The sequence below is a fragment of the Halopelagius fulvigenes genome, from assembly GCF_042662625.1.
Lineage (GTDB): Archaea > Halobacteriota > Halobacteria > Halobacteriales > Haloferacaceae > Halopelagius > Halopelagius fulvigenes.
In genome coordinates this window covers 1-20435 of the sequence record NZ_JBHSXH010000001.1, presented here as the reverse complement: position 1 = coordinate 20435, position 20435 = coordinate 1, and the positions used below count along the sequence as shown (strand labels likewise).

Genomic DNA, 20435 nt, shown 5'->3' with positions numbered 1-20435 from the left:
CCGGAGGCGGTCGAACCCGGGTTCAGAACTCCACGCCCTCGGCCGCGTCGAGGTTCGTCAGGAAGGCGACTTTGCGGACGGCGGGGACGCCGTCCACCGTCGCGTCCTCCTCGACGCTTCCGTACAGCGTCCGGTGTTCGTTCACGTGTTCGACGCAGGACGTCGTGGGCGCGAACAACAGCAGGAAGTGAGTTCCCGGCCCGTCTCAGGCCAGCTTCGGCCCGATGGAGTGTTCGTCGTCCTTGTAGAAGTACCGCTCCATGCGCCGGTACTGGCGGAGAATCTCGTTCGCGCCGCCGGCGATGCGGACCGCCGGGTCGGCTTTGAGCTCCACGAGGTAGTCCACCCGCGCGGGCGTGCGAACGCGCGCGTACACGTCGACGGAGCCCCGATTCCCGTAGTGGTCGTACGGTTCTTCGAGGCGCACCGTCGACCGTTCGAAGGCCGCCTCGAAGTGTTCGACCACCCGCGTCGCCAACTCGTCTTCGCGCATCGCTCTCGGTCGAGGAAACGCGAGGACGGATATAGGTCCGCCGATTCGGGGACACCGAGAGGGCGACCTTCGAGTCGGCGTTTCGGCGCGTTCGTGCTTTCGAGACCGACGTTCGTCGGGAGGATAGATTCACCGCCTCTGTTATTTTCGATCGTTATCCCCGTCAAAACTATTGGTATCAATACCACTAAAGAGAGGTATGGACGCACACGAACGCCTCTTCCTCGAGGAGATGGTCGAGACGTTGGCGGTGAGCATCGCGAGCGGGATGAGGAGCGAACCGAACGAGCGTCTGGTCGCGTCGCGGGACGAACTCACCGACCGCGGGCGGTTCTGGGTCCACGGCTACCTCATCGGTCGCCTCTCGATGCTGAAGAGTTGGACCTCCGGCAACCCCAACCTCTCGCAGGACGACGTGGAAGAGGTAATCGAGATGGTAGATGGACACGAATCGAGCATCGCGGCGGAACTTTACAGTTAATTAATCGTGGATACGGGAACAGAACTCTAGCGTTAAGTAGCCTGGGACGCGGACAGTATCCTAGATACCCAAATGCCGCGGCCCATCACCGTAATGTCGTACAACATTCGATACGACAACCCGAACGACGGGAGGTACGCGTGGCGAATCCGCCGAGACAACGTGGCGGGCGTGATTCGATTTCATCAACCTGACATCGTCGGACTCCAAGAAGCGCTCCACGACCAACTCCAGGACTTGCGCGAGCGACTCCCATCCTACGAGTGGCTCAGCGCCGGCCGGGCGAAGGCGGAGAACGCGGGGGAGTACGCCGCCCTCGGCTTCGATAAGGAGCGATTTAATCTCGAAGAATCGTCGACGTTCTGGCTGTCGGAGGAACCCGGGGAAGTCGGAAGCGTCGGGTGGGACGCCCGCTTCCCGCGACTCGTTCGATACGTCAAGCTCCGAGAGCGACGGACGGGAATCGAGCTCTACCACTTCAACACGCACTTAGACCACGAGGGGGAGACGTCTCGTCTCAAGGGCGCGAAACTTCTCCAACGGCGCATCGACGAGTTGGCTCCGAACGAACCCGTCGTCGTGACGGGTGATTTCAACTGCCGGCAGTCGTCGCCGCCGTACCGACATCTGACGAATCGCACGCAGGCGTGCGAGGGGCGGAAGCTCAGGGACGCGATGTTCGCCTCGACGGCGCCGCACCACGGCCCGACGACGACGATGACGGACTTCCAGAACCTGATTCCGGACAAGAAGATAGACCACGTGTTCGTGACGAGCGAGATCGTCGTCAACCACCACGGCGTCTGCTCGGACAGTTACCTCAACGGGCGCTACCCCTCGGATCACCTCCCCATCGTGGTGAACCTCTCGTTTCCAAACCACGTCCGCGAGGAGGAGACCAAAACACGTAGCCAATCGACGTTTTACCGAACGGATTCAATTCAAGAGTCCGTTCAGGTTCCGTCGAAAGAGGTCGAATAGCCGCCTGCGGCGGTGTTCGCCTCGACGACGTTGTAAATACTGGTAGAACCTTAACGGGGCTGGGAGACGCATATCGTAAGCGCCGAATTTCAGACGTAGAAGCGCTGAAACCCGTCATTCGGCCAGACCATCCCCCACAGGTGATAGTATGGTTTCCATCCTCTACACATTCGACAGAGAGTTCATGAAGAAAACGTTCGAGGCGGTGGACGGGCACGTCGATGTCCCTTCCGCGTACCTCCCTCTCGCGCCGGAAGCGCGGGGATGCTCGGACGAACTACGCGAAGTGGAAGTCGACGACGTCGAGGCGGTCGACGAGAACGTCTTCGACGTGGACCCGGACGTCGTCGTCCGCAACAACACCTTCCGCGCGGGCGAGTTCCGCTACGAGGACGAGTACCCCGTCGTCCACGTCCGACACGGGGCGTCGTTCGGCAGGGACGAGGTCGAAACGACAATCTCGCGCCTCGAAGGCGCAATCGACGCGGCGTTGGCCCCGGGAACGTGGTGGGCCGACCGCTACCGGGAGGGGTTCTCCGACGACACGCACGTCGAAGTCGTCGGCATCCCGGAGGCCGACCGACTCGTGGAGGCAGACGCGCCCGAGGAACGGCACGTCCTCTACGCGCCCACGAACCACAACTACGGCGGCGGAAGCTACCTCGACACGGCCGAACACGTCCTCGACGTCTTCGAGGACACCGACTACCGACTCCGCTTCCGACCGCACCCCATGGACCGAACGGAGGAACCGGGCCGGTCGGTGACCGAACGGTGCCGGGAGCGAATCGCCGACCTCCCGAACGTCGTCTTCGACCGCAACGAGACGCCGACGGAGAGCCTCCTCGATTCGGACGTTCTGCTGTCCGATTACTCCGGCATCGTCACCGAGTGGTTGCACACGGACCGGCCGTTCGTCCAGTTCACGACGCTGGCCGCCGACGCCGAGGTTCCGAAACTCGGCTACCAGACGCGCCGCCTCGACGTCGAGACGGTGGACGAGTTGTACGAGAACGGACTGCCCGAGGAGGTTCTGCGGCGACAGGAGTCGTTCCGCGCCGAGTTGGGGATTCCGATGGACGGGCGGGCGGGAGAACGCGTCGCGACGGAGGTGGCGGCATGCACGCAGTAATCCTCTCCGCCGGCGACGGCGGCCGCATGGGCCACCACACCGAGAAGGTGCCGAAGACGTTCATGAAAGTCGGCGACCGCATCCTCTACGAGTACCAGAAGGAGGCGATAGAACCCCACGTGGACGCCGCCACCGTCGTCCTCGGGTACCGCCACGAGGCGGTCGAAAGCCAGTTCTCGCCGCGTCGAACGGTCGTCATCGAGGGGTGGGACGAGTACGAGAACGCCGAATCGCTCCACCGGGCGCTCCGCGAAATCGACGACGACGTACTCGTCCTCAACGGCGACGTGGTCGTCACGCGAGACGTCATCTCGAAGATTCGCCGCGCCCACGAACGAACCGGCGGAAGCGTCGTCGCCTGTCTCCCCGGCACGCAGACGGAGCACACCGCCGTCCAGTTGGACGACGACGGGCGAGTCGTCGCCTACGGGAAGATTCCCGGCCACCGCCACGCCGGACTCGGCATCATAGACCAGGCCCACCTCGACGCGGCGGTCGAACACCTGCGAAACAACCGCCACGAGTGGTACCCGACGGTGTACGAGGAGATAGAGACGCGGGGCGTCCACATCCCCGCCGACAGTCACCTCGAAATCAACCGCCCGGCGGACAAACGGGCGGCAAAGGAGCGACTTCCGCTGGATTCGCCGCGCGAGACGGCCCCCTCTCAGTCCCAACAGGACAGTTCGCTGTAACCGGAGTCGAACGCTCGACGCCGCGCCGCGATCTGAAACGAGACGGTCCGTCGCTACTTCTCGTCTCCCTCGTCGAACCGACCGAGAGCCCCGACTCCGGATCTCCTGCAAGTAGAATTATGTCAGCGGGCCGCGTCGTTCCGGTACGTTCGCGATTTTTCGAGGCGAGAGACAAACGTGACAGACGAAACCGACACGAACCGGTCGACGGGGCTTCGAGAGCGCGGTAGCGCCGCCTTAGACGGTATCGAATTCCGTCGCGGGCGCGTCACGCTGTGGATACTCGCGGTGTTCCTGATCGGGGTATTGCTGTTCGTCTCGTGGAAGTACGTCGGGACGGTCGTCCTCGGCCTGTTCGCCTACTACGTCACCCGCCCGGTGTTCCACCGCATGCTGAACCGCACGTCCTCGCGGACGGGCGCGGTGGTCGCGTCGCTTCTGTTGGTGGCGTTGCCGGTCATGGTTCTGATCGGGTGGACGCTCATCGTCGCCGTTCGAGCGGTCCAGAACTTCGGAAGCGAAGGGACGTTGGGACAACTGGAGGACGCCCTCACGCCGTACTTCGACATCGAAGCCTCGGTGGAGGGACTAGAGACGACGATCGAACAGGTCATCGCCGACCCGAGCCAGTTGAACCAACTGAACATCGGGGCCATCACCACGAACCTGGTGGACGTGTTGAGCACGTCGGCCGTTATCCTGCTCAACGGCGCGCTTCACCTGTTCATCGCCCTCGTCATCGTCTTCTACCTCCTCCGCGACGGGCACCGAATCGCCGAGTGGGCCCGAGACACGTTCCTCGAACCGGGTGGCGTCGTGGACGCGTATCTCCGCGCGGTGGACCGCGACCTGAAGAACGTCTACTTCGGGAACATCCTCAACGCGCTCTTCACGGGACTCCTCGGGGCGATGACGTACTCCATCCTGAACATCTTCGCCCCGGAGGGCGTCGCCATCCCCGAGGCGGCCCTCATCGGACTCCTCGCCGGCGCGGCGAGCCTCATTCCGGTCATCGGCATCAAACTCATCTGGGTTCCCACCGGGTTGTACCTCGTCGGACTGTCGCTGGTCGTCGGTCCGGAGACGCTGTGGTTCCCCGCGGTGTTCATCGCCGTCTCCGTCGTCATCGTGGACTACATCCCCGACCAGTTGCTCCGCCCCTACGTCTCCGGACGGTCGCTCCACGTCGGCGCGGTGATGATCGCCTACACGCTCGGTCCCCTGCTGTTCGGGTGGTACGGCATCTTCCTCGGACCGTTGGTCCTCGTCGTCGTCTTCGAGTTCGGGCGCATCGTCTTCCCGTGGTTGATCGACCCCGACCGTCCGGTCACGGACGCCGACTCCCTCGCGGAGACCGACGAGGCCGAACGGTCGGAAGCGGAGGAATCCGCGTCGGACGCCGGCGAACGCGAGTCGTCCGCGGACTCGGCGGGCGGGCGCGACGTCACCGACACCGGTCGCAGAGAGACGGGCGACTCCGCGGGCGAGTAACCGACCGTCACGTGCGAAATTACTTGGTCACCTCTTCCTGAACGTCAGCGAGAGGATGACGTCGACTACCGAAGCGTCGCCGCCGGAACGAATCGAATCGGGCGATTGCGTCCCCGTAGACGAAACCGGACGTTCGGGCCCTGCATCCGCCGATATCGTCGTTCCTCCCGCCACATTCGAGACGAGAGAGTCGGAGATCGGCGATTCGGGCGTCTTCGCCCGTCGTTCCGAGTCGTTTCGACCGAAGAGTTCTCGATAGATCGGGCGTTCTACCGGTCAGAAAGCCATTTTCACGGAACGGCGGCGGACGGAGAACCGTCGGTCGGACGACGTTCGTCTCGCCCCCGAACCGACGCCGTAATCGAGAACGAGGATCGACGGTGTGAGTCGAGTATAATCCGAACATTTTCGTACGTTCCGTCCGTTCGGTTTCGGTTCTCGTTCGTCTCCGTCCCCGTCGAAACCGGACGGTGCCGGCCGGTCCGTCGGGTCTCGACACGCTTATGAGCAGTGGTACGTCATCTCGGGGCATGCCCACGATAACGTTCCTCGGGGCGGGGAGCATGGTCTTCGCGCGGAATCTCCTCGGAGACGTACTCTCGTTTCCGGAACTCTCCGATAGCGACGTTCGACTCGTAGACATCGACGAGGACCGCCTCGCGCGGACGGCGCGCGTCGCGGAGGCGATGGTCGAAAACGAGGGACTCGACGCGACGATTACCGCCACCACCGACCGGCGGGAGGCACTCGACGGCGCGGACTACGTCCTGAACGTCATCAACGTCGGCGGGCGCGAACCGTTCGAGAACGAGATTCGAATTCCGGAGCGATACGGCGTCGAACAGGCCATCGGCGACACCATCGGCCCGGGGGGAATCTTCCGCGCCCTGCGCACGATTCCGACGATGCTCGACATTGCGCGCGACATGGAGGAGTTGTGCCCCGACGCCCTCCTCTTGAACTACACGAATCCGATGGCTATCCTCTGTCGGGCGATGTTCGAGGCGACGGACGTGGAGACGGTCGGTCTCTGCCACTCCGTCCCCCACACCGTCGAGGCGATCGCGGCGTACCTCGACGTGCCGCAGGGGGAACTCGACTACTGGGTGGCCGGAATCAACCACCTCGCGTGGTTCCTCGAACTCGAACGCGACGGCGAGGACCTCTACCCGGAACTCCGCGAGGCGATGGCCGAGGAAGATATCTACCGGCGGGACACGGTCCGGTTCGAGATGCTCGACCACTTCGGCGCGTTCGTCACCGAATCTAGTCACCACGTCAGCGAGTACGTCCCCTACTTCCGGACCGATCCCGAGACGGTCGCGGCGATGGCCGGCGAGGGGTACGCCGACCGGATGCCGACCGCGTCGTACTTGGAGGGGTGGACGGCGCGGTCCGAGGAACGCGACGACCCGAGCATCGAGTCGGACCTCTCGGAGGTGGGCGTCGAACGCTCCGAGGAGTACGCGGCCCGACTCGTCCACTCGATAGAGACCGGCACCCCGCGGCGGTTCAACCTCAACGTCTCCAACGGGACGAACGCCATCGAGAACCTCCCCTCGGACGCCTGCGTCGAAGTGCCGTGTCTCGTGGACGGTATGGGCGTCCGTCCCTGTTCCGTCGGCGAACTCCCGACCGAACTGGCCGCCTTCGACCGACGCCACGCGTCCGTCCACGAACTCGCCGTCCGCGCGGCGTTGGAGAACGACCGCGAGGCGCTTCACCGCGCCGTGAAACTCGACCCTCTCACCGCCGCGTCCTGTTCTCTCGACGAGATTCACGAGATGACCGAGGAACTGATAGCGGCGAACGAGGCGTACCTTCCCGAACTCCGCTGAGCGTTCGGACGAAGCGCGATTCGGCGTAAAACGAAGTGGATGAGTCGGGCCGCGTGGGTGAACCAACCGCGACCGCTCAGATCTCCGTGACGCGTTCGTACTGGTCGCTGACCGCCGCGGCGTCCTCGGGGAGGAGGGCGGCGACGGTGTAGTCGGCGTGATCGCTGATGTAGTCGATGAGCTGCGCGATTCGCTCGGAGTCGATGGCCTCCAGGGAGTCCAACAGCATGAACGGCACCGTCTCGTGCACGTCGTGGACGAGGTAGCCCGCGAGGGCGAATACGAGTCCGGTCACTTCGCGTTCGCTCTCGGAAAGGTGGTCGATGGTGTCCTCGTATGACGTGCCGCCCTCGGAACTGCGGATGATGTGCATGTCGAAGACGGACTTGTCGACCTTGCGCCGGCCCTCGCGGACGGTCTTCTCGGTCCGTTCGATCCAGATGCGGTCGAGGTTGGCGTAGTCGAGGATGTCGAGGACCGTGTCCATGTGAGTGTTGAACTGCTCGATGGCCTCGCGTTCGATGCGTTCGATGCGGGTGCGGAGTTCGCCGAGTTGCTCCGAAATCTCCTCGCGGCGTTCTTCGAGGTCGTCGCGTTCGTCGAGGCGCGACTCGACCTCCTCCATCTCGTCTTCGACGTCCTCGACTTCGCTCTCCAGACGGCCGATTTCGAACTCCAACTGGTTCGCCTCGCGGTGCAGTTCGAGCACGTCGCCGTAGTCGCGTTCCTCGAGTTCCTCGACTTCGCCCTCGAGGTCCTCGATGCTCTCGGAGAGTTCCTCGCGGCGGGACTTCAGTTCCTCGCGGCGGTTCTGTCGGCGGTCGAGTTCGTCCTCGATGCTCGCGATTCGGTCGTCGAGTTTCTCGCGCCGTCGCCGCATCGAGTCCAGTTCGGCGCGTTCGTCCTCCAGTTCGTCGATGCGCGAGCGCACGTCGTTTCGGCGATCGAGTTTCTCGCGTCGCAGGTCGCGCAGACGGTCGATGGTCGCCTCTATCTGCGACGTCTCGACGTCCGTCCCGCACGTCCAGCAGACGACGGTGTCGGACTCGACGAGTGCGTCCGTGACGGACCCGTGGTCGTGGTCCTGCCCGTCGCGAAGCGCCTCCGCGACGTCCGCGCTCGTCCCCTCCAGCATGTCCTCGTTGAACTGGATGACCGTCTGGAGTTCGTTGACGGTCGAATCGAGCGTCTGCATCCGGTCGCGGAGGTCGGAAATCTCAGACTGGATGGCGGTTCCGTCGTCGAGTTCGTCGGGTATCTCCGCGCGTTCCTCTCGAAGTTCCTCCTGTTCCTCTTCGAGGGCTTCGATGCTCTCGGCTTCCGCGTCGAGGTCGTACCGAACGTCCTCGAGGTCCGACCGCGCGCTCTTCAGTTCGTCGAGTTTGTCTTCGAGTTCGGCCCGGTCCTCGCGGGACTGCTCGATGTTGGCGTCGGCCTCCTCGATTTCTCGCTCCTTCGCCTCCAGTTCGTCGCGCTTCTCCTGAATCTGGGACTTCACCTCGGTTCGGCGCTGTTCGAGTTCGGGAAGGCGGCCGTCAAGCGAATCGAGGTCGTCTATCTTCCGGTCGAGCTGCCGTTTCTCCGTCTCGAGTTGTTCGACCTCGGCCTGAATCGCGTCGGTGTCGATGGGCCGCATGATGAGTTCCCGAAGGTCGTCACCCCGGGCGACGGCCTGCCGCGCCTCGTTCGTCTCCAGGAGGAACGCGAAGAGGTCCGCGAGCGTCGAGTCTTCGAGGTACGGGTCACCCTCCGTGACCACGGTGTCGCCGCGGCGCTTCAGCGTCCGCGAGTACGTCCGGTCGCCGATGGTGAGCGTGACGGACCCCTCCTTCGCGTCGCCTTTCAGCGATGCGCGGTCGCTCCCGAGAGCGGCCATTATCGCCTGCAGCAGAGACGTTCGGTTCGTCGCGTTTCGCCCGGACAACGCTGTGACTCCGGGTTCGAGTTCGACCGTCGTTTCGGATATTCCACCGATATTCTCGACGTGAAGCCGAGCGGTCGTTTCTGTGGACTGCGCGGAACTCATACACCGACAATCAGAGGGCGCGTATATAAGACTTCATCTGTTTCCCCTCGCGCTGTTACAGGTATAAGGGTGTAATGGACGCTGTAACAGCGAAAGAGAGCGTCCGTGGCGGGGAGAGAATCGGGTTATTCGTTCGCGTCCGTGTCTACGTCTACGTCCGTATCTACGTCCGCGCCGATGTCTACGTCTGCGTCTGCGTTCGTCTCCGGGTCCGCGTCGGCGTCCGCCACGAGGTCTCCGCCGCACTCGCACCCGCCCCGGTTGAGCAGTTCCTGCACGTCGTACTGCGTGCCGCAGTCGCGGCAGAACACCCGAACGTCGACGAGAACCTCGAAGTCGCCGAGGTCGATTCGCTCGGTTCCCGCGAGGTTCTCCACGATGTTCTCCGAGACGGCGGAGGTCCGACTGCGGAGACGCTGAATCGTCTCCAACCCCTTCTCGACCCTGTCTACGTCCGCCTGTTCCTCGCGACTCGCCTCGCGGTACTTCGTGAGGTAGGTGTGAATCGCCTGGTGAGAGACGAAGTCCGACCGGAGCGATTCGACGTCCACACCCTCGCGTTCGAGGGTCTGGCGCGCCTGCGTCTGCATCCCACGACTCACGTCGTCGTCGGTCAACAGGCGGTACGTGTTCTCCACCTCGCCGTCGAGCGGATTCATCCCCGCCGCCTCCATCGTCGCGCGGAGGAGACGACGGTTGAAGTAGTCCGCCAGCTCGCGAAGACTCCGACGGTCTTCGCCGTCGGTCGTCCAATACGTTTCGAGGCGCTCTCCCTCCCCTTCGAGTCCGTACTCCCCGATGAGTCGTCCGACCTTGCTCCCCCGACCGGTGGTGGACGAGTTGTTCCCTTCAGTACTCATTCACGGTTTAAATTAGCGTTCGACTCGGTATATACGTTTCCGTCCGCGGCGAACCACGGGTCAAGAGAGAGGATCGACGGGGGTCCAGAGAGAGCAGACGACCCTCCGTCGAGGGGAACGGCGGTCCTCCGTCGGGGAACCGACGACCGTCCGACGGCATACGACGGGGGCCGAATCGCCGTATCGAACGGGACGGGCGCTCAAACGTCGAGTTCGCGGAGGAGACGCCGGACGTGGCCGAGGGAGTAGGAGACGTCGAACGTCCGTTCGATGTGCTCTTGGACGAGTTCGGGTGTCCACTCCGTCGCGTCGATTCCGTGGTCGGTCGGTTCCTCGCGGAGGTGGTCGCTGAGGCGGCGCCTGTCGTCGTCGCCCAGTTTCCGCGGCCGTCCCGGCCGGTCCTCGTCTGTCACCGCCTCCTCTATGGACTCCTCCTCGAATCGGTCCAACCAGTAGTACAGCGTCGAACGAGGGATGCCGTAACGCTTCGAGAGCGTCGATACCGGAACGTCGTCGAGATAGTCCAGAGCCACGACGAGTCGTTTGGCGGCCTTCGCGGAGTCCACGTCGGAGAGCGACTGACGAAGATCGTCCGGGTCGACGCCGTCCAGTTTCGCCATGACTACAGTTCGAATCCGCGCCGGATAAGTCTAATCACTTCTATCACCCCCGTGTCGCCTCTCCGAACGCTCCCGGGGAACGGGACGGCGCCCCCTCGACGGTTCGCGTTCGGCGCTTTTCGCCGAATCATTCGGCGAAGCAGCTTTCGAACCGGCTCAAATCCGTCGTTCGCTCGACTCCTCCGGGCCGACTGTGAGGCGAATCGCTACCGGTAACTCCGGACGATGTGGTGTCGGTCGCCCCTCGGACGAGAAGCGGTCCGACGGAGGACTAGCGACACCCTCTCGTTCGACCGAGAAAGCTGCCGTCGGGACTGTCGTTCCCTCGAGCAATTACAGCGGACATAGTGGTGTGAGTCGTCGGGGAGCGACTGTTTCGGAGGCGCTCACCGAGTTTCGATGACGTCGGGCGAACACGGACACCGCTCGGAGAACACCAGCGTGTCCGCTGTTCTCGGCGATTATCGTTCGGACACTCCCCCCGCGAAGGACGAGTTCGTTCGAGTTCGTCTCCCCCCGCGGTGAGGAATCGTCCCTCGCAGTGTGGGGTCAGTTCTTCGATGCGAGCGTACACCCCGACCGTCGAGACTGTCTCTCGGATCGACCACACACCACCGTGTCCGCTGTTCCGGGCGGCGGTCGGACGTCGCCGGCGTTCCGAGTCGCCCGGACACACCCCCTCCACTTTGTCCGCTGTTCCGCCTCGAAGGGGACCCCCCCTCGCCGAGAAGGCGCGAGTTAGTTCGGACAGGGAGGCGGCGAGACTCGACGGAGCTCTCGCTCCGATCGTCGAGGAGAGCCGGCGGAAACAGCGCCAGAAACGGCCGCAATCGCCGGTCCGGAGAAAGCAACGTCGAGCGCCGTTTCCCGGGTACGCCGAATCGACGGGCACACCCACACCATCGTGTCCGCTGTTCCGGGGAAGAGGTGGGTGGCGGGTGGGAGACAGATTCGTTTTTTCCACGGAGGAACGACTCTCCACTCGGTCGGAACGGCATCGATTGGTTCTCGGACGCGCCTCTCTCCGGCGAGTGACCGCAGTTCTCGATTCGCCGTTCAGCCGCCTCTCGAGCTTCCAACTCTCCGTCTTCGCTTGTCGCTCTCTTCTCACCGCCCCTTACCGCAACCGCACTAGTTGGTTTGCGGACTAACTTGCGTTGTTACAACATAAAACCATCGGTATAGAATAACCCTCCGTACCGCTCTCCCTTCACCCCCACCTTCGGACGGCAGAACAGCGGACATAGTGGAGGGGGTGTGTTCCACCCGTCTCTTATATACTCGAAGAACAGCGGACACTGCGGACACGGTGGTTTTATTATCGCGGTACGAAATTGGAACCTATGGCGCTGTTCGAGCGAGACACGGATATCTATCGGGACCGTGATGCTCTCCGGGAGGATTACCAACCGGAGCAACTCGTGGGGCGCGACGAGGAGTTGCAGACCTATCAGGCGGCCTTTCAGCCCGTAATAAACGGCGAACAGCCGAACAACGTGTTTCTCTACGGGAAGACCGGCGTCGGGAAGACGGCGGCGACGAAGTACCTCCTCTCTCACCTCCGCGAGGACGCGGCCCAGTACGACGACTTGGACCTCACCGTCATCTTGCTCAACTGCGACGGACTGACGAGTTCGTACCAGATAGCCACTCGCCTCGTCAACACCCTCCGCTCGGAGTCGAACCAAATTTCGACGACCGGCTACCCGCTCGCGTCCGTCTACGAGATGCTCTGGGAGGAACTTGACGAGTGCGGCGGAACCATCCTCGTCGTTCTCGACGAGATAGACCACGTCAACGACGACAGCATCCTCTATCAGCTCCCTCGCGCCCGCGCCAACGGTAACCTCTCGGAGGCGAAAATCGGTCTCATCGGCATCTCGAACGACTTCTCGTTTCGCGACGACCTCTCGCCGAAGGTCAAAAGCTCGCTCTGCGAACAGGAGATTCACTTCCCGGCGTACAACGCGGAGAACCTCCGCGCCATCCTCGAACAGCGCGCGGAAGTCGCGTTCCACGAAGGCGTCCTCAGCGAGGAGGTCATCCCGCTTTGCGCCGCGTACGGCGCGAAAGACGCGGGCGACGCTCGCCAGTCCATCGACCTCCTGATGAAGGCCGGCGACCTCGCCCGCGACGAACAGACCGACAGCATCACCGAGGAACACGTCCGCCGCGGACGCCGCGCGCTCGAACGCGGGCGGATCAAGGAAGGTATCAACGGACTTACCGAACACGGCCACCTCGTTCTGTACGCGCTGTTGACGCTCGATTTGGAGGGAGAGACTCCGATTCGCTCGCGCGACGTCCGGCCGCGGTACACCCGATTCGCGGAACTGGCGAACCGCGACCCCCTCGTCCCGCGTCGGATGCGCGACCACCTCAGCGAACTCGCGATGCTCGGCATCGTCTCGGTGACGGAACGAAACGAGGGCCGACGAGGGGGAACGTACCGGGAGTACGCACTCGACATGGACGTCGAACTCATCCTCTCGGCGATGGCGGAGACGATAGAGCTCGTCGGCGTCCACGACTCCGTCGCACCATACGTCGAAGGCGACGAGGAGATGACGACGCTCAACGACTTCGGAAGCGCCTGACCGACCCCACTCCTCCCGCGACGGTCCCTCCTGCGACGCTCCCCCGGTGACGCTCCCTTCGGCGACGCCCCGTTTAGTAAACCGCGTATGCTAGTCCTTCTCTGCGGATGTTACTTCGGACATTGTGGTGTTCGAACGTATCTACTCGGCCGAAGGAACACCACCGTGTCCGCTGTTATGGGGCCAGTAATTATAAGAGAATGTAGCATATTTTGACTAGTCAACTAACATGCTACTGTGTCCTACTCAACGATATCTGCTGTCCTTCGCCGATAAATCTGGATTTAACACCGCCATAACTCGGCAGCTTCGAACTACGTCGCTCCCGCCGCGACGCTCTGTTCGCCGGATGCGCTCTCGTCGTTCTCGGGACGCACCTCGAGGCGTGGCGAGTAACGCACCCGCGAGTCGCGGAACCCGGCGTTGGGCGTGGATTACTTATGCCGGTCGGACCCGACGGACCGGACGACGAACTCGAAGCGGACGATTTAGTGGGGGACGACCCGAAGGAGAGTCCGAATGAATCGACGGAGAACACGGACGACTCCACGGAGACTACCGCGGCGTAACACGTTCGCAACGGAACCATGTCACTCGCAATAACTCACTTCGTCGTCGGCGCGACAGTGACGATGCTCGTCGTCACGTTCTTTCTGCCGCGCGTCCGATTCCCGCGGACGCTGATGGTCCTCGGCGGTCTGTGGGCGATGATCCCCGACCTGAACAAGATCGTCCCGGGACTCGGCTTCGTTGACGCCGTCCACGATAGCGCGTGGGCGAACGTCTTCTGGGCGCACCACTTCCTCGACACTGTCGACCCGTCGGACACGACCAAGGCGGCGGTCGTCGCCCTCGCAGCCTTCTTCCTCGTCTCGTTGGTCGCCGAGGGCGTCGGCTACCACCTCCGGTTCTCCAAACCCGCTTCGGGGGGTGGTCGGACCCGGACGCCCTCGCCGTCCGAAACCGCTTCTGAGACGAGGACGTCCGCCTCTTCCGGCGCTTTCGCGGCGTCTCCCCCGTTTCGACTGGCGTACGGGGTGAGACAGGCGGGCGGACTCTGTTCCGTCGTCGTCGGCACGGGTCTACTCTCGTTCGTGTTCCGAACGCCGGAGTACACCGGTCTCGTCGTCGGAATCGGTCTCTTGCTCGAACTCTCGGGCCTCGTCGTCTTCCTCGAGGGTATCGACTCGGACGAGTTCGCACGTCTGGTCCCGAGTTGGCTCTCGACGGCGACGAAGACGGTGCTGACCCTCGGGTCGTCGTTCGTCGTCGTCGCCCTCCTCGTCACCCTCTCGGACGTCACCCCCCTCAGCGTCGCCTACGCCGGCATCTCCGTTCTCGTCCTCCTACAACTCGTCCGACTGTGGGAACTCCCCGTTTGAGTAATTCCCTGGGTATCACGCGCGCGCGGACACGCGCCCGCACAAAGAAACCCACCGCGAGTTTGTCGATGCCGTACGGGGACGCGGGGTCGGTCGGTTCGGACTCGCCTATCGGCGTACTTGTCGGCGCGCCGTATATCGCCGCACTCGACGCGACGACCGCCCGAGCGTCGTGTTCGCGCGCCGCCTCCAACACGTTCAGCGTCCCGTCCACGTTCACCTCGTGGCACGGACGTGGCGTCTCGACGGACTGGGCGACGTCTACGATGGCCGCCTCGTGGAACACCACGTCGCGTCCCGCGACGGCGTCTGCGACGGCGTCGGCGTCTCGAACGTCGGCCTCGTGAACTTCGACGGACGCCGGAACCGTCTCCTTCGTACCAGTCGAGAAGTCGTCGAGGACGGCGACGTCGGCCCGGTCAGCCAGCGTTTCCGCGATGTGGCCGCCAATAAACCCCGCGCCGCCGGTGACGAGAACGGACGCACCCTCCAACTTCGATTCAAGCATCGTATCGGACGGACAAATCAGCGACACTTGCTTCTTCGGGCCACCCGCCGACGCTGCGAGGTGTCCCCAATTCGGTGAGTCGAGACTCGGTCCCTCCGGTCGAAGCGAGGAGTCCGAGGTTCGTACGAGCAGAAGGGGTTCGAGCAGGCGCGCCGTATCCCGTACGCGCCTGACGCCGTCGACGATGCTCTCGGTGTCGAGACTGGTGTTGAAGTTCGCAGCAGAGCGCTAGGAGGAGATTAACAGGCTATTAATCGACGCTCCATGCGCTCAGCATTACCGGGAGGTGTTCCGATTCGACGTCAGACAGGCCATCAATGCGATGGGCTACGCACAGGTTCTCGTTGAGAACCCGGGGATAGCGAACATCGCGGAGTCACGTCACCACGGCCCGTTCAACATGGTCATGTTCCCCTACGCGGACATCAACCTGATGGGGACGTCACAGTTCGACCGAAGCGAACTCGGCGAACTTCGGCACCTGCTCTTAGACCTACAGCGGATGACCCGTATCGGAAACTGGGTAACCACCTGGGAACGGGAACTCGTCGAGGGCGACGACACGGCGGGCGTCGTCGTCGACGCACTCGAACAAGGCATAATCTCCCTCGAAGACGATTCCGAGACGGCCATCGATGTAATTCGTGACCACGGGATACGAGAGCAGTTCGAGGCCGAGTGGGAGTCGAGTACAGCGAGGCTCTCGGCCGAGAGTACGACATAGAGAGCCTCGAGGTGAACGAGTTGGTAGCGGGGATGCGGACGGTCATGGAGTACCACCTCGCGAGTTACGGCCAGAAGTAACGGAGCGGGGACTTCGGATACCCCTCTGCTCGTTCAGCGTTCGAGATCGGGTGTGGAAGCGGCCATCGGTCAGTCTCACTAGCCCTATCCTGCAGTTCAAGTAGGAGGAGTGCAAATCTGCGTTTATGCCCGTTGTCGAAGTGTCGCTCCCCGACGAACTGCTCAGCGAATTCGAACACCTCGTCGACGAGGAGTTCGTGACAGAGGAACAAGCGGTAGAGGAACTGATAAGCATGGGTATCGACGCCTACAACGTCGACGTCGTCGACGACTCGCCCCCCGGTGACGACTTCATGGAGGGAGCGGAGAACAACCTGTTCGACACCGCCGACGACCCCGGAAACATCGAAGACGACCGCCTCTGAGGCGTCACGACGGCGGCGGCGGTTCCGCCGATTCCGGCGAACTCCCTTCGCCGTCGGCCGGTTCGGGGTGAGCGACGGACGCGGCGCGGCCGGCGGCGTCCGGAACGCGGACACCCGACTCAGGGAGACTTACACCCGTCCCTGAATGTAACTGAGAGGCGACTTTTCTCCGCCGTTTCCGGCAGATTCGATTATATAAGACATAACAATCGCCCTCGCGAGGGCTACGTGATACTCACTACCTCTATGCGCGACAGAGTGCGAGTCACCGTCCGGCGGGTCGATGGGTCGGGAGACCGGTCGGTGAACCGTGCGCCGACGAAACGTCCGGAGACGGGTCGGGGGCACGCGACGTGAGTCGGAGCATCGTCAAGGGCTTCCTGTCGATTTTCAGCGGGAAGATGCTCACGTCCTTTATCTCCATCGTCACCCTCCCCTTCGTCGTCCGCGTTCTCGGCCCCAAGGGGTACGGCGATTACGCCTTCTTGCTCTCCGTGTTCTCCATGATGATGATATTCTTCAGTTCGGGCGTCACCGAAGGGGTACAGAAGTTCGTCGCTGAGGAGAGAAGTTTCGATGGGTGGCGGTCGAACGTCGTCGGATTCTACCTCAAACTGGCCACCGGACTGGCCGCCCTCGGCGTCGTCTGCGTCGTCGGCGTCACGCAACTCGGCATCGTCGAACGGCGACTGGGCGCGCGCTTTGACCTGTACTTCTACCTCCTCGCGGGGTTGGTCGTCGCGGCACAGTACCGCGCGTTCGCGCGGCGAACCCTCATGGGACTCGGCTTGGAGGAGTACTCCGAACCCCTCCGCGTCGTCGGAAAGATACTGCTCTTTGGCATCGGATTGGGACTGGGCTACTTCTTCGGGTTCGGCGTCGAGGGGTTCCTCCTCGGCAACATCGTCGGCGACGCCGTCGTCGCCGTCGTCGGACTCTGGATAATCTTCAACCGGGTGTCGCTCCGGGAAGTCCTCACGCGAACCGCCGAGTCGGTATCTCAGAACGAACTTCTGACCTTCAACGTCCTGAACATCGCACTCGTCCTGTTGGTGATGTCGCTGTACCACACGGACATCATCATGATGCGGATGTTCCTCGGGAGCGAACAAACCGGGTACTACCGCGCGGCCCTCTCCGTCGCCGAGTACATCTGGTTCGTCCCCATTGCGTTGCAGGCGCTGTTGCTCCACTCCGCGTCGACGCTCTGGTCGAACGAAGAGCACGCCCGAATCAGCTCTCTGACCACGCGCATCATCCGGTACACGGCGCTTTTGACCGTCGTGATGGCCATCGGCGTCGCCGTCCTCGCGGACCGATTCGTACCCTACTACTACGGCGAGGACTTCGTGCCGATGATTCGACCGCTCCTGTTTCTGCTTCCGGGTGTCGTCGGGTTCGCCCTCGCGCGGCCGATTTACGCCGTCAGTCAGGGGAACGGCGACCTGAAGCCCATCATCGTCGCAACCTCCGGATCGGCGGTGCTGAACCTCGTGTTGAACTACCTGCTCATCCCCCGGTTCGGGATGATAGGCGCGGCGACGGCGACGAGCATCGGGTACGGGTCGATGCTCGTCATGCACGTCGGATGCGCCCGCCACCTCGGCTACTATCCACTCCAGGACTTCCGCGCGGCGCGCATCCTCGCCGCGGGCGCTATCGCCGCGCCGGTCATTTATTTCGCCGACCAACTACTCACGGGCGACGTGGTGGCACTCGTCGTCGTTCCCGTCCTCGGGTTTGTCGTCTACGCCTTCGCAGCACTCGGCGTCGGCGCGGCAAGCGTCGCCGAGGTACTGAACATCCTCTCGTACTTCCCCTCGCCCATCGACAACTGGTCCCAAAGCGTCCAACAGTGGCGACAGGAGTGAACAGGTTATTTAACCGACTAGTAAAGTCGTTACAGCGAGAAAAACCATGTGTCTGTCGAAATAAGCGTAGGTCACTTCCGAGGAACGTTCGGCGCGTGTCGGTCCGAACCCCTCGAAAATTGATATAATGTTCGTGCCTACCGAACCGACTGTTCGTCTCCGTTGGCTCGACGGACGCGACCCGGGGCTACCGCCCTGGTTCGCCGACGACGAGTGGATCCCGCAGGGCCGGAAGGAACTGTACGCGTACGGGCGAACGGGCGTGTACGCCTTTTTAGAGAATCTCGACCTGAACGACGGGGCGGCTCTCGTCCCGGCGTACGTCCCGGAAAGCGCGGTCTGGCCGTTCCGGAAGGCGGGACTGGACATCGAGTACTACCCGATTTCGGAGTCGCTCTCGTACCCGTTCGACGAGGTGTCCGACAGAATCCGGGAGGTGCGGCCGGAAGTCGTCCTCTTTACCCACTACCTCGGCTTCGCCGACCCGAACTTCCGGCGACTCGTAGACGTCGCCCGAGAGGAGGGAGCGACCGTTATCGAGGACTGCTCGCGGGCCGCGTTCAGTCGGGACGCCGACGGACGACTGCTCGGCTCTACGGGCGACGCGGCGCTCTACAGCCTCCACAAGACGCTTCCGGCACCGAACGGGGGCCTCCTCGTGACGCGCGGTACTGCGCCGGTGCCGCCGGTAGAGCAGGTGTCGGAGACGTCGGACCTGCTGACGCTGGCGGCGACGACACTCATCGACAGCGTAGACGCCCGGCCGTTCGTCAGGTCGCTCAACGGAAACGGTTCGTACCACTCCTTCGAGTACCACTACGACAGGATATCCGACCCGCCGGCGGGGGCGTGGCCGCCGAAGCTGCCGGGGTGGATATCGAACGTCGGCTTCTCCCACACCTCGCCTCGGGAGGTGCAGCGGACGCGACGCGACCTATACGAACGACTCAGGACCCGTCTGGAGAGCATAGAGGAGCTGACCGTCCTGACGCCCGAAGCGCACGAAGGTGCCTGCCCCTATGGCGTCGCGGTTCGACTGCCGGGCGGACACAAGCGTCGAGAGACGCTGTATCAGGCGCTTCGGAAACGGGGGTTACCCGTCACTCGGTACATTTGGCCGCTCGAAGAAGGAAAGCGCGTTCTGGAAGCGTACTCAGCAACGAGCGTCCTCCGCACCTCGACGCTCGTGTTCCCCGTCCACCACCAGATGCCCGACGGAACCGTTGACTGCCTCGTTTCGGCTATCGAATCCGAACTGTCCGCCGTTGGTCGGTCGGACGTCGGTTCGAGTGCCGTCGACTACCTGTAAGCGGTGTTACCGCGGGTGGCCGACGTCGGACGCCGGTTCGTCGGAGCCGTAGTGGTTGTTGTTGAACTCGACGTTCTGCCAGCTGTCCGTGTGGACCTGGATGATGGCCTCGTCGGTCCACCCGCTCGGACTGCTGCGCGGTTGCTTGTCGTTGTAGAACCAGTTGTCGTGAATCTCCGCGACGTCGCTCGGGGTGCCTCGGATGGCGACAGCCGGCGCGTTGCCGCCGCCGCCGTCGCGCCCGCCTTTGTCCTTGGCCACGCGAACCGTGTTGTGGTGAATCTTCATCGTCTTGCCGCCGGGGCGGTGCTGGTCGAATACGTGGCTGATGCCCGGCACGTCGACGACGTTGTACCGGATTTCGTAGCCGCCGCCGTTCCCCTGGACGCTGTGGCGGTTGTGCTCGAACCGGTTGTACTCGATGATGGGGTAGTCGCTCCCTTCGGTCGCGATCCCGTAGCCGTGACCCATCCGAGAGCAGTGGTGGAGGTGACAGTGATGGACGTGCGTGTCGTCCGCGGTTCGGGCGACGGCGTAGCCCCATCCGTACCCTTCGATGTTGTCGATTTCAACCCCGGAGCCCGACGCGTCGAGGCCCAGTTCCGTGGTCTCCGTCTCGTCGACCCAGTCCCACCGGGGACCGGCGATGCGGAGCCCGGTCACGCGGACGTTCGACTCGAGGGTGAGCATCCCCCACGGGTGGCCCTTGGTGTAGAGTCGGCCGCCTTTCGCGCCGCCGATACCGCGGTTCGAGGCCAACGTGACGCCGCTCGGGACGGTGAGCTGCGATTCACCCAGGTTGATTTCGGCGTCGCCCGCGACGTAGACGATGTCGCCGCTGGACGCGCCGTTGAGCGCACTTTTGAGCTCCGAGAGGCTCGAAGCGACCGTCGTCGCCTCGGACTCGGGGACGACGTTCGAGTAGCCCTCGCCGCCGCCGATGTGGGACTCGTTACTTCCGCTGGAACTGCTGCTGCTGCTG

General features: G+C 63.3%; 17 protein-coding genes and 2 pseudogenes. 13 read left to right on the top strand and 6 right to left on the bottom strand.

The window, feature by feature from the left end:
* Positions 1–40 precede the first annotated feature (40 nt).
* A pseudogene (locus ACFQEV_RS00095) lies at positions 41–493 on the bottom strand (hypothetical protein); the annotation flags it as partial.
* A gap of 199 nt (positions 494–692) precedes the next feature.
* Here ACFQEV_RS00095 and ACFQEV_RS00090 point away from each other — a divergent pair.
* The 6 genes from ACFQEV_RS00090 to melA all read left to right on the top strand — a co-directional run bounded on the left by ACFQEV_RS00090 (position 693) and on the right by melA (position 7111).
* Positions 693–974 carry a hypothetical protein gene (locus ACFQEV_RS00090; protein WP_379691836.1) on the top strand — a complete coding sequence of 94 codons (282 nt, stop codon included), beginning with the start codon at positions 693–695 and terminating at the stop codon, positions 972–974.
* A 93-nt stretch (positions 975–1067) separates the two neighbouring features.
* Positions 1068–1955: an endonuclease/exonuclease/phosphatase family protein gene (locus tag ACFQEV_RS00085; RefSeq protein WP_379691835.1), complete on the top strand. Its 888-nt coding sequence runs from the start codon at positions 1068–1070 to the stop codon at positions 1953–1955.
* 184 nt (positions 1956–2139) lie between these two features.
* Positions 2140–3087, top strand: a complete 948-nt coding sequence (locus ACFQEV_RS00080; RefSeq protein WP_379691834.1) for a CDP-glycerol glycerophosphotransferase family protein — start codon at positions 2140–2142, stop codon at positions 3085–3087.
* Positions 3075–3782 (top strand): NTP transferase domain-containing protein, encoded by a 708-nt coding sequence (locus ACFQEV_RS00075; protein WP_379691833.1) that lies wholly within the window; start codon positions 3075–3077, stop codon positions 3780–3782. The genes ACFQEV_RS00080 and ACFQEV_RS00075 overlap by 13 nt, the downstream gene beginning before the upstream one ends.
* 177 nt (positions 3783–3959) lie before the next feature.
* A complete protein-coding gene (locus ACFQEV_RS00070; RefSeq protein WP_379691832.1) occupies positions 3960–5273 on the top strand; it encodes an AI-2E family transporter in 1314 nt (437 codons plus the stop codon).
* A gap of 530 nt (positions 5274–5803) precedes the next feature.
* Entirely contained in the window at positions 5804–7111 is a 1308-nt protein-coding gene (gene melA, locus ACFQEV_RS00065; RefSeq protein WP_379691831.1) for an alpha-galactosidase, read from the top strand.
* Positions 7112–7187: 76 nt separating this feature from the next.
* On the opposite strand, the gene ACFQEV_RS00060 is transcribed toward melA, so the two are convergent.
* The 3 genes from ACFQEV_RS00060 to ACFQEV_RS00050 all read right to left on the bottom strand — a co-directional run bounded on the left by ACFQEV_RS00060 (position 7188) and on the right by ACFQEV_RS00050 (position 10617).
* The gene (locus tag ACFQEV_RS00060) at positions 7188–9137 is read right to left on the bottom strand and encodes an archaea-specific SMC-related protein (protein ID WP_379691830.1); all 1950 of its coding nucleotides are present in this window, start codon (positions 9135–9137) and stop codon (positions 7188–7190) included.
* A gap of 125 nt (positions 9138–9262) precedes the next feature.
* Positions 9263–9997, bottom strand: coding sequence for a rod-determining factor RdfA (gene rdfA / locus ACFQEV_RS00055; protein ID WP_379691828.1), 735 nt, complete (start codon positions 9995–9997; stop codon positions 9263–9265).
* A gap of 200 nt (positions 9998–10197) precedes the next feature.
* Positions 10198–10617 (bottom strand): helix-turn-helix domain-containing protein, encoded by a 420-nt coding sequence (locus tag ACFQEV_RS00050; protein WP_379691827.1) that lies wholly within the window; start codon positions 10615–10617, stop codon positions 10198–10200.
* A 1343-nt stretch (positions 10618–11960) separates the two neighbouring features.
* Here ACFQEV_RS00050 and ACFQEV_RS00045 point away from each other — a divergent pair.
* From ACFQEV_RS00045 to ACFQEV_RS00035, 3 genes are all read left to right on the top strand, one after another.
* Positions 11961–13214 carry an orc1/cdc6 family replication initiation protein gene (locus tag ACFQEV_RS00045; protein WP_379691826.1) on the top strand — a complete coding sequence of 418 codons (1254 nt, stop codon included), beginning with the start codon at positions 11961–11963 and terminating at the stop codon, positions 13212–13214.
* Positions 13215–13654: 440 nt separating this feature from the next.
* The gene (locus ACFQEV_RS00040; protein WP_379691825.1) at positions 13655–13783 is read left to right on the top strand and encodes a hypothetical protein; all 129 of its coding nucleotides are present in this window, start codon (positions 13655–13657) and stop codon (positions 13781–13783) included.
* 18 nt (positions 13784–13801) lie between these two features.
* Positions 13802–14596 carry a hypothetical protein gene (locus ACFQEV_RS00035; RefSeq protein ID WP_379691824.1) on the top strand — a complete coding sequence of 265 codons (795 nt, stop codon included), beginning with the start codon at positions 13802–13804 and terminating at the stop codon, positions 14594–14596.
* On the opposite strand, the gene ACFQEV_RS00030 is transcribed toward ACFQEV_RS00035, so the two are convergent.
* On the bottom strand, positions 14523–15104 hold the full coding sequence (locus tag ACFQEV_RS00030) for an NAD-dependent epimerase/dehydratase family protein (RefSeq protein WP_379691823.1): 582 nt from the start codon (positions 15102–15104) through the stop codon (positions 14523–14525). The genes ACFQEV_RS00035 and ACFQEV_RS00030 overlap by 74 nt on opposite strands.
* Before the next feature lie 286 nt (positions 15105–15390).
* Between ACFQEV_RS00030 and ACFQEV_RS00025 the strand changes: the two genes are divergently transcribed.
* The 4 genes from ACFQEV_RS00025 (at position 15391) to ACFQEV_RS00010 (ending at position 19453) form a co-directional block, all read left to right on the top strand.
* Positions 15391–15828, top strand: a complete 438-nt coding sequence (locus ACFQEV_RS00025; protein WP_379691822.1) for a hypothetical protein — start codon at positions 15391–15393, stop codon at positions 15826–15828.
* Between the two features lie 205 nt (positions 15829–16033).
* Positions 16034–16273 (top strand): DUF7120 family protein, encoded by a 240-nt coding sequence (locus tag ACFQEV_RS00020; protein ID WP_092539191.1) that lies wholly within the window; start codon positions 16034–16036, stop codon positions 16271–16273.
* A gap of 353 nt (positions 16274–16626) precedes the next feature.
* Positions 16627–18144, top strand: a complete 1518-nt coding sequence (locus ACFQEV_RS00015; protein ID WP_379691821.1) for a lipopolysaccharide biosynthesis protein — start codon at positions 16627–16629, stop codon at positions 18142–18144.
* 127 nt (positions 18145–18271) lie between these two features.
* The gene (locus ACFQEV_RS00010; RefSeq protein ID WP_379691820.1) at positions 18272–19453 is read left to right on the top strand and encodes a DegT/DnrJ/EryC1/StrS family aminotransferase; all 1182 of its coding nucleotides are present in this window, start codon (positions 18272–18274) and stop codon (positions 19451–19453) included.
* A 6-nt stretch (positions 19454–19459) separates the two neighbouring features.
* On the opposite strand, the pseudogene ACFQEV_RS00005 reads toward ACFQEV_RS00010, so the two are convergent.
* Positions 19460–20435: pseudogene (locus tag ACFQEV_RS00005) on the bottom strand (hypothetical protein); the annotation flags it as partial.

What these genes read in the sequence shown, in the direction of transcription:
- rdfA (WP_379691828.1), bottom strand. Translation starts at nt 9,997, where the DNA reads ATGAGTACTGAAGGGAACAACTCGTCCACCACCGGTCGGGGGAGCAAG.
- ACFQEV_RS00050 (WP_379691827.1), bottom strand. Translation starts at nt 10,617, where the DNA reads ATGGCGAAACTGGACGGCGTCGACCCGGACGATCTTCGTCAGTCGCTC.
- ACFQEV_RS00085 (WP_379691835.1), top strand. Translation starts at nt 1,068, where the DNA reads ATGTCGTACAACATTCGATACGACAACCCGAACGACGGGAGGTACGCG.
- ACFQEV_RS00020 (WP_092539191.1), top strand. Translation starts at nt 16,034, where the DNA reads ATGCCCGTTGTCGAAGTGTCGCTCCCCGACGAACTGCTCAGCGAATTC.
- ACFQEV_RS00010 (WP_379691820.1), top strand. Translation starts at nt 18,272, where the DNA reads ATGTTCGTGCCTACCGAACCGACTGTTCGTCTCCGTTGGCTCGACGGA.
- melA (WP_379691831.1), top strand. Translation starts at nt 5,804, where the DNA reads ATGCCCACGATAACGTTCCTCGGGGCGGGGAGCATGGTCTTCGCGCGG.
- ACFQEV_RS00090 (WP_379691836.1), top strand. Translation starts at nt 693, where the DNA reads ATGGACGCACACGAACGCCTCTTCCTCGAGGAGATGGTCGAGACGTTG.
- ACFQEV_RS00030 (WP_379691823.1), bottom strand. Translation starts at nt 15,104, where the DNA reads ATGCTTGAATCGAAGTTGGAGGGTGCGTCCGTTCTCGTCACCGGCGGC.
- ACFQEV_RS00045 (WP_379691826.1), top strand. Translation starts at nt 11,961, where the DNA reads ATGGCGCTGTTCGAGCGAGACACGGATATCTATCGGGACCGTGATGCT.
- ACFQEV_RS00080 (WP_379691834.1), top strand. Translation starts at nt 2,140, where the DNA reads ATGAAGAAAACGTTCGAGGCGGTGGACGGGCACGTCGATGTCCCTTCC.
- ACFQEV_RS00075 (WP_379691833.1), top strand. Translation starts at nt 3,075, where the DNA reads ATGCACGCAGTAATCCTCTCCGCCGGCGACGGCGGCCGCATGGGCCAC.
- ACFQEV_RS00040 (WP_379691825.1), top strand. Translation starts at nt 13,655, where the DNA reads ATGCCGGTCGGACCCGACGGACCGGACGACGAACTCGAAGCGGACGAT.
- ACFQEV_RS00060 (WP_379691830.1), bottom strand. Translation starts at nt 9,137, where the DNA reads ATGAGTTCCGCGCAGTCCACAGAAACGACCGCTCGGCTTCACGTCGAG.
- ACFQEV_RS00035 (WP_379691824.1), top strand. Translation starts at nt 13,802, where the DNA reads ATGTCACTCGCAATAACTCACTTCGTCGTCGGCGCGACAGTGACGATG.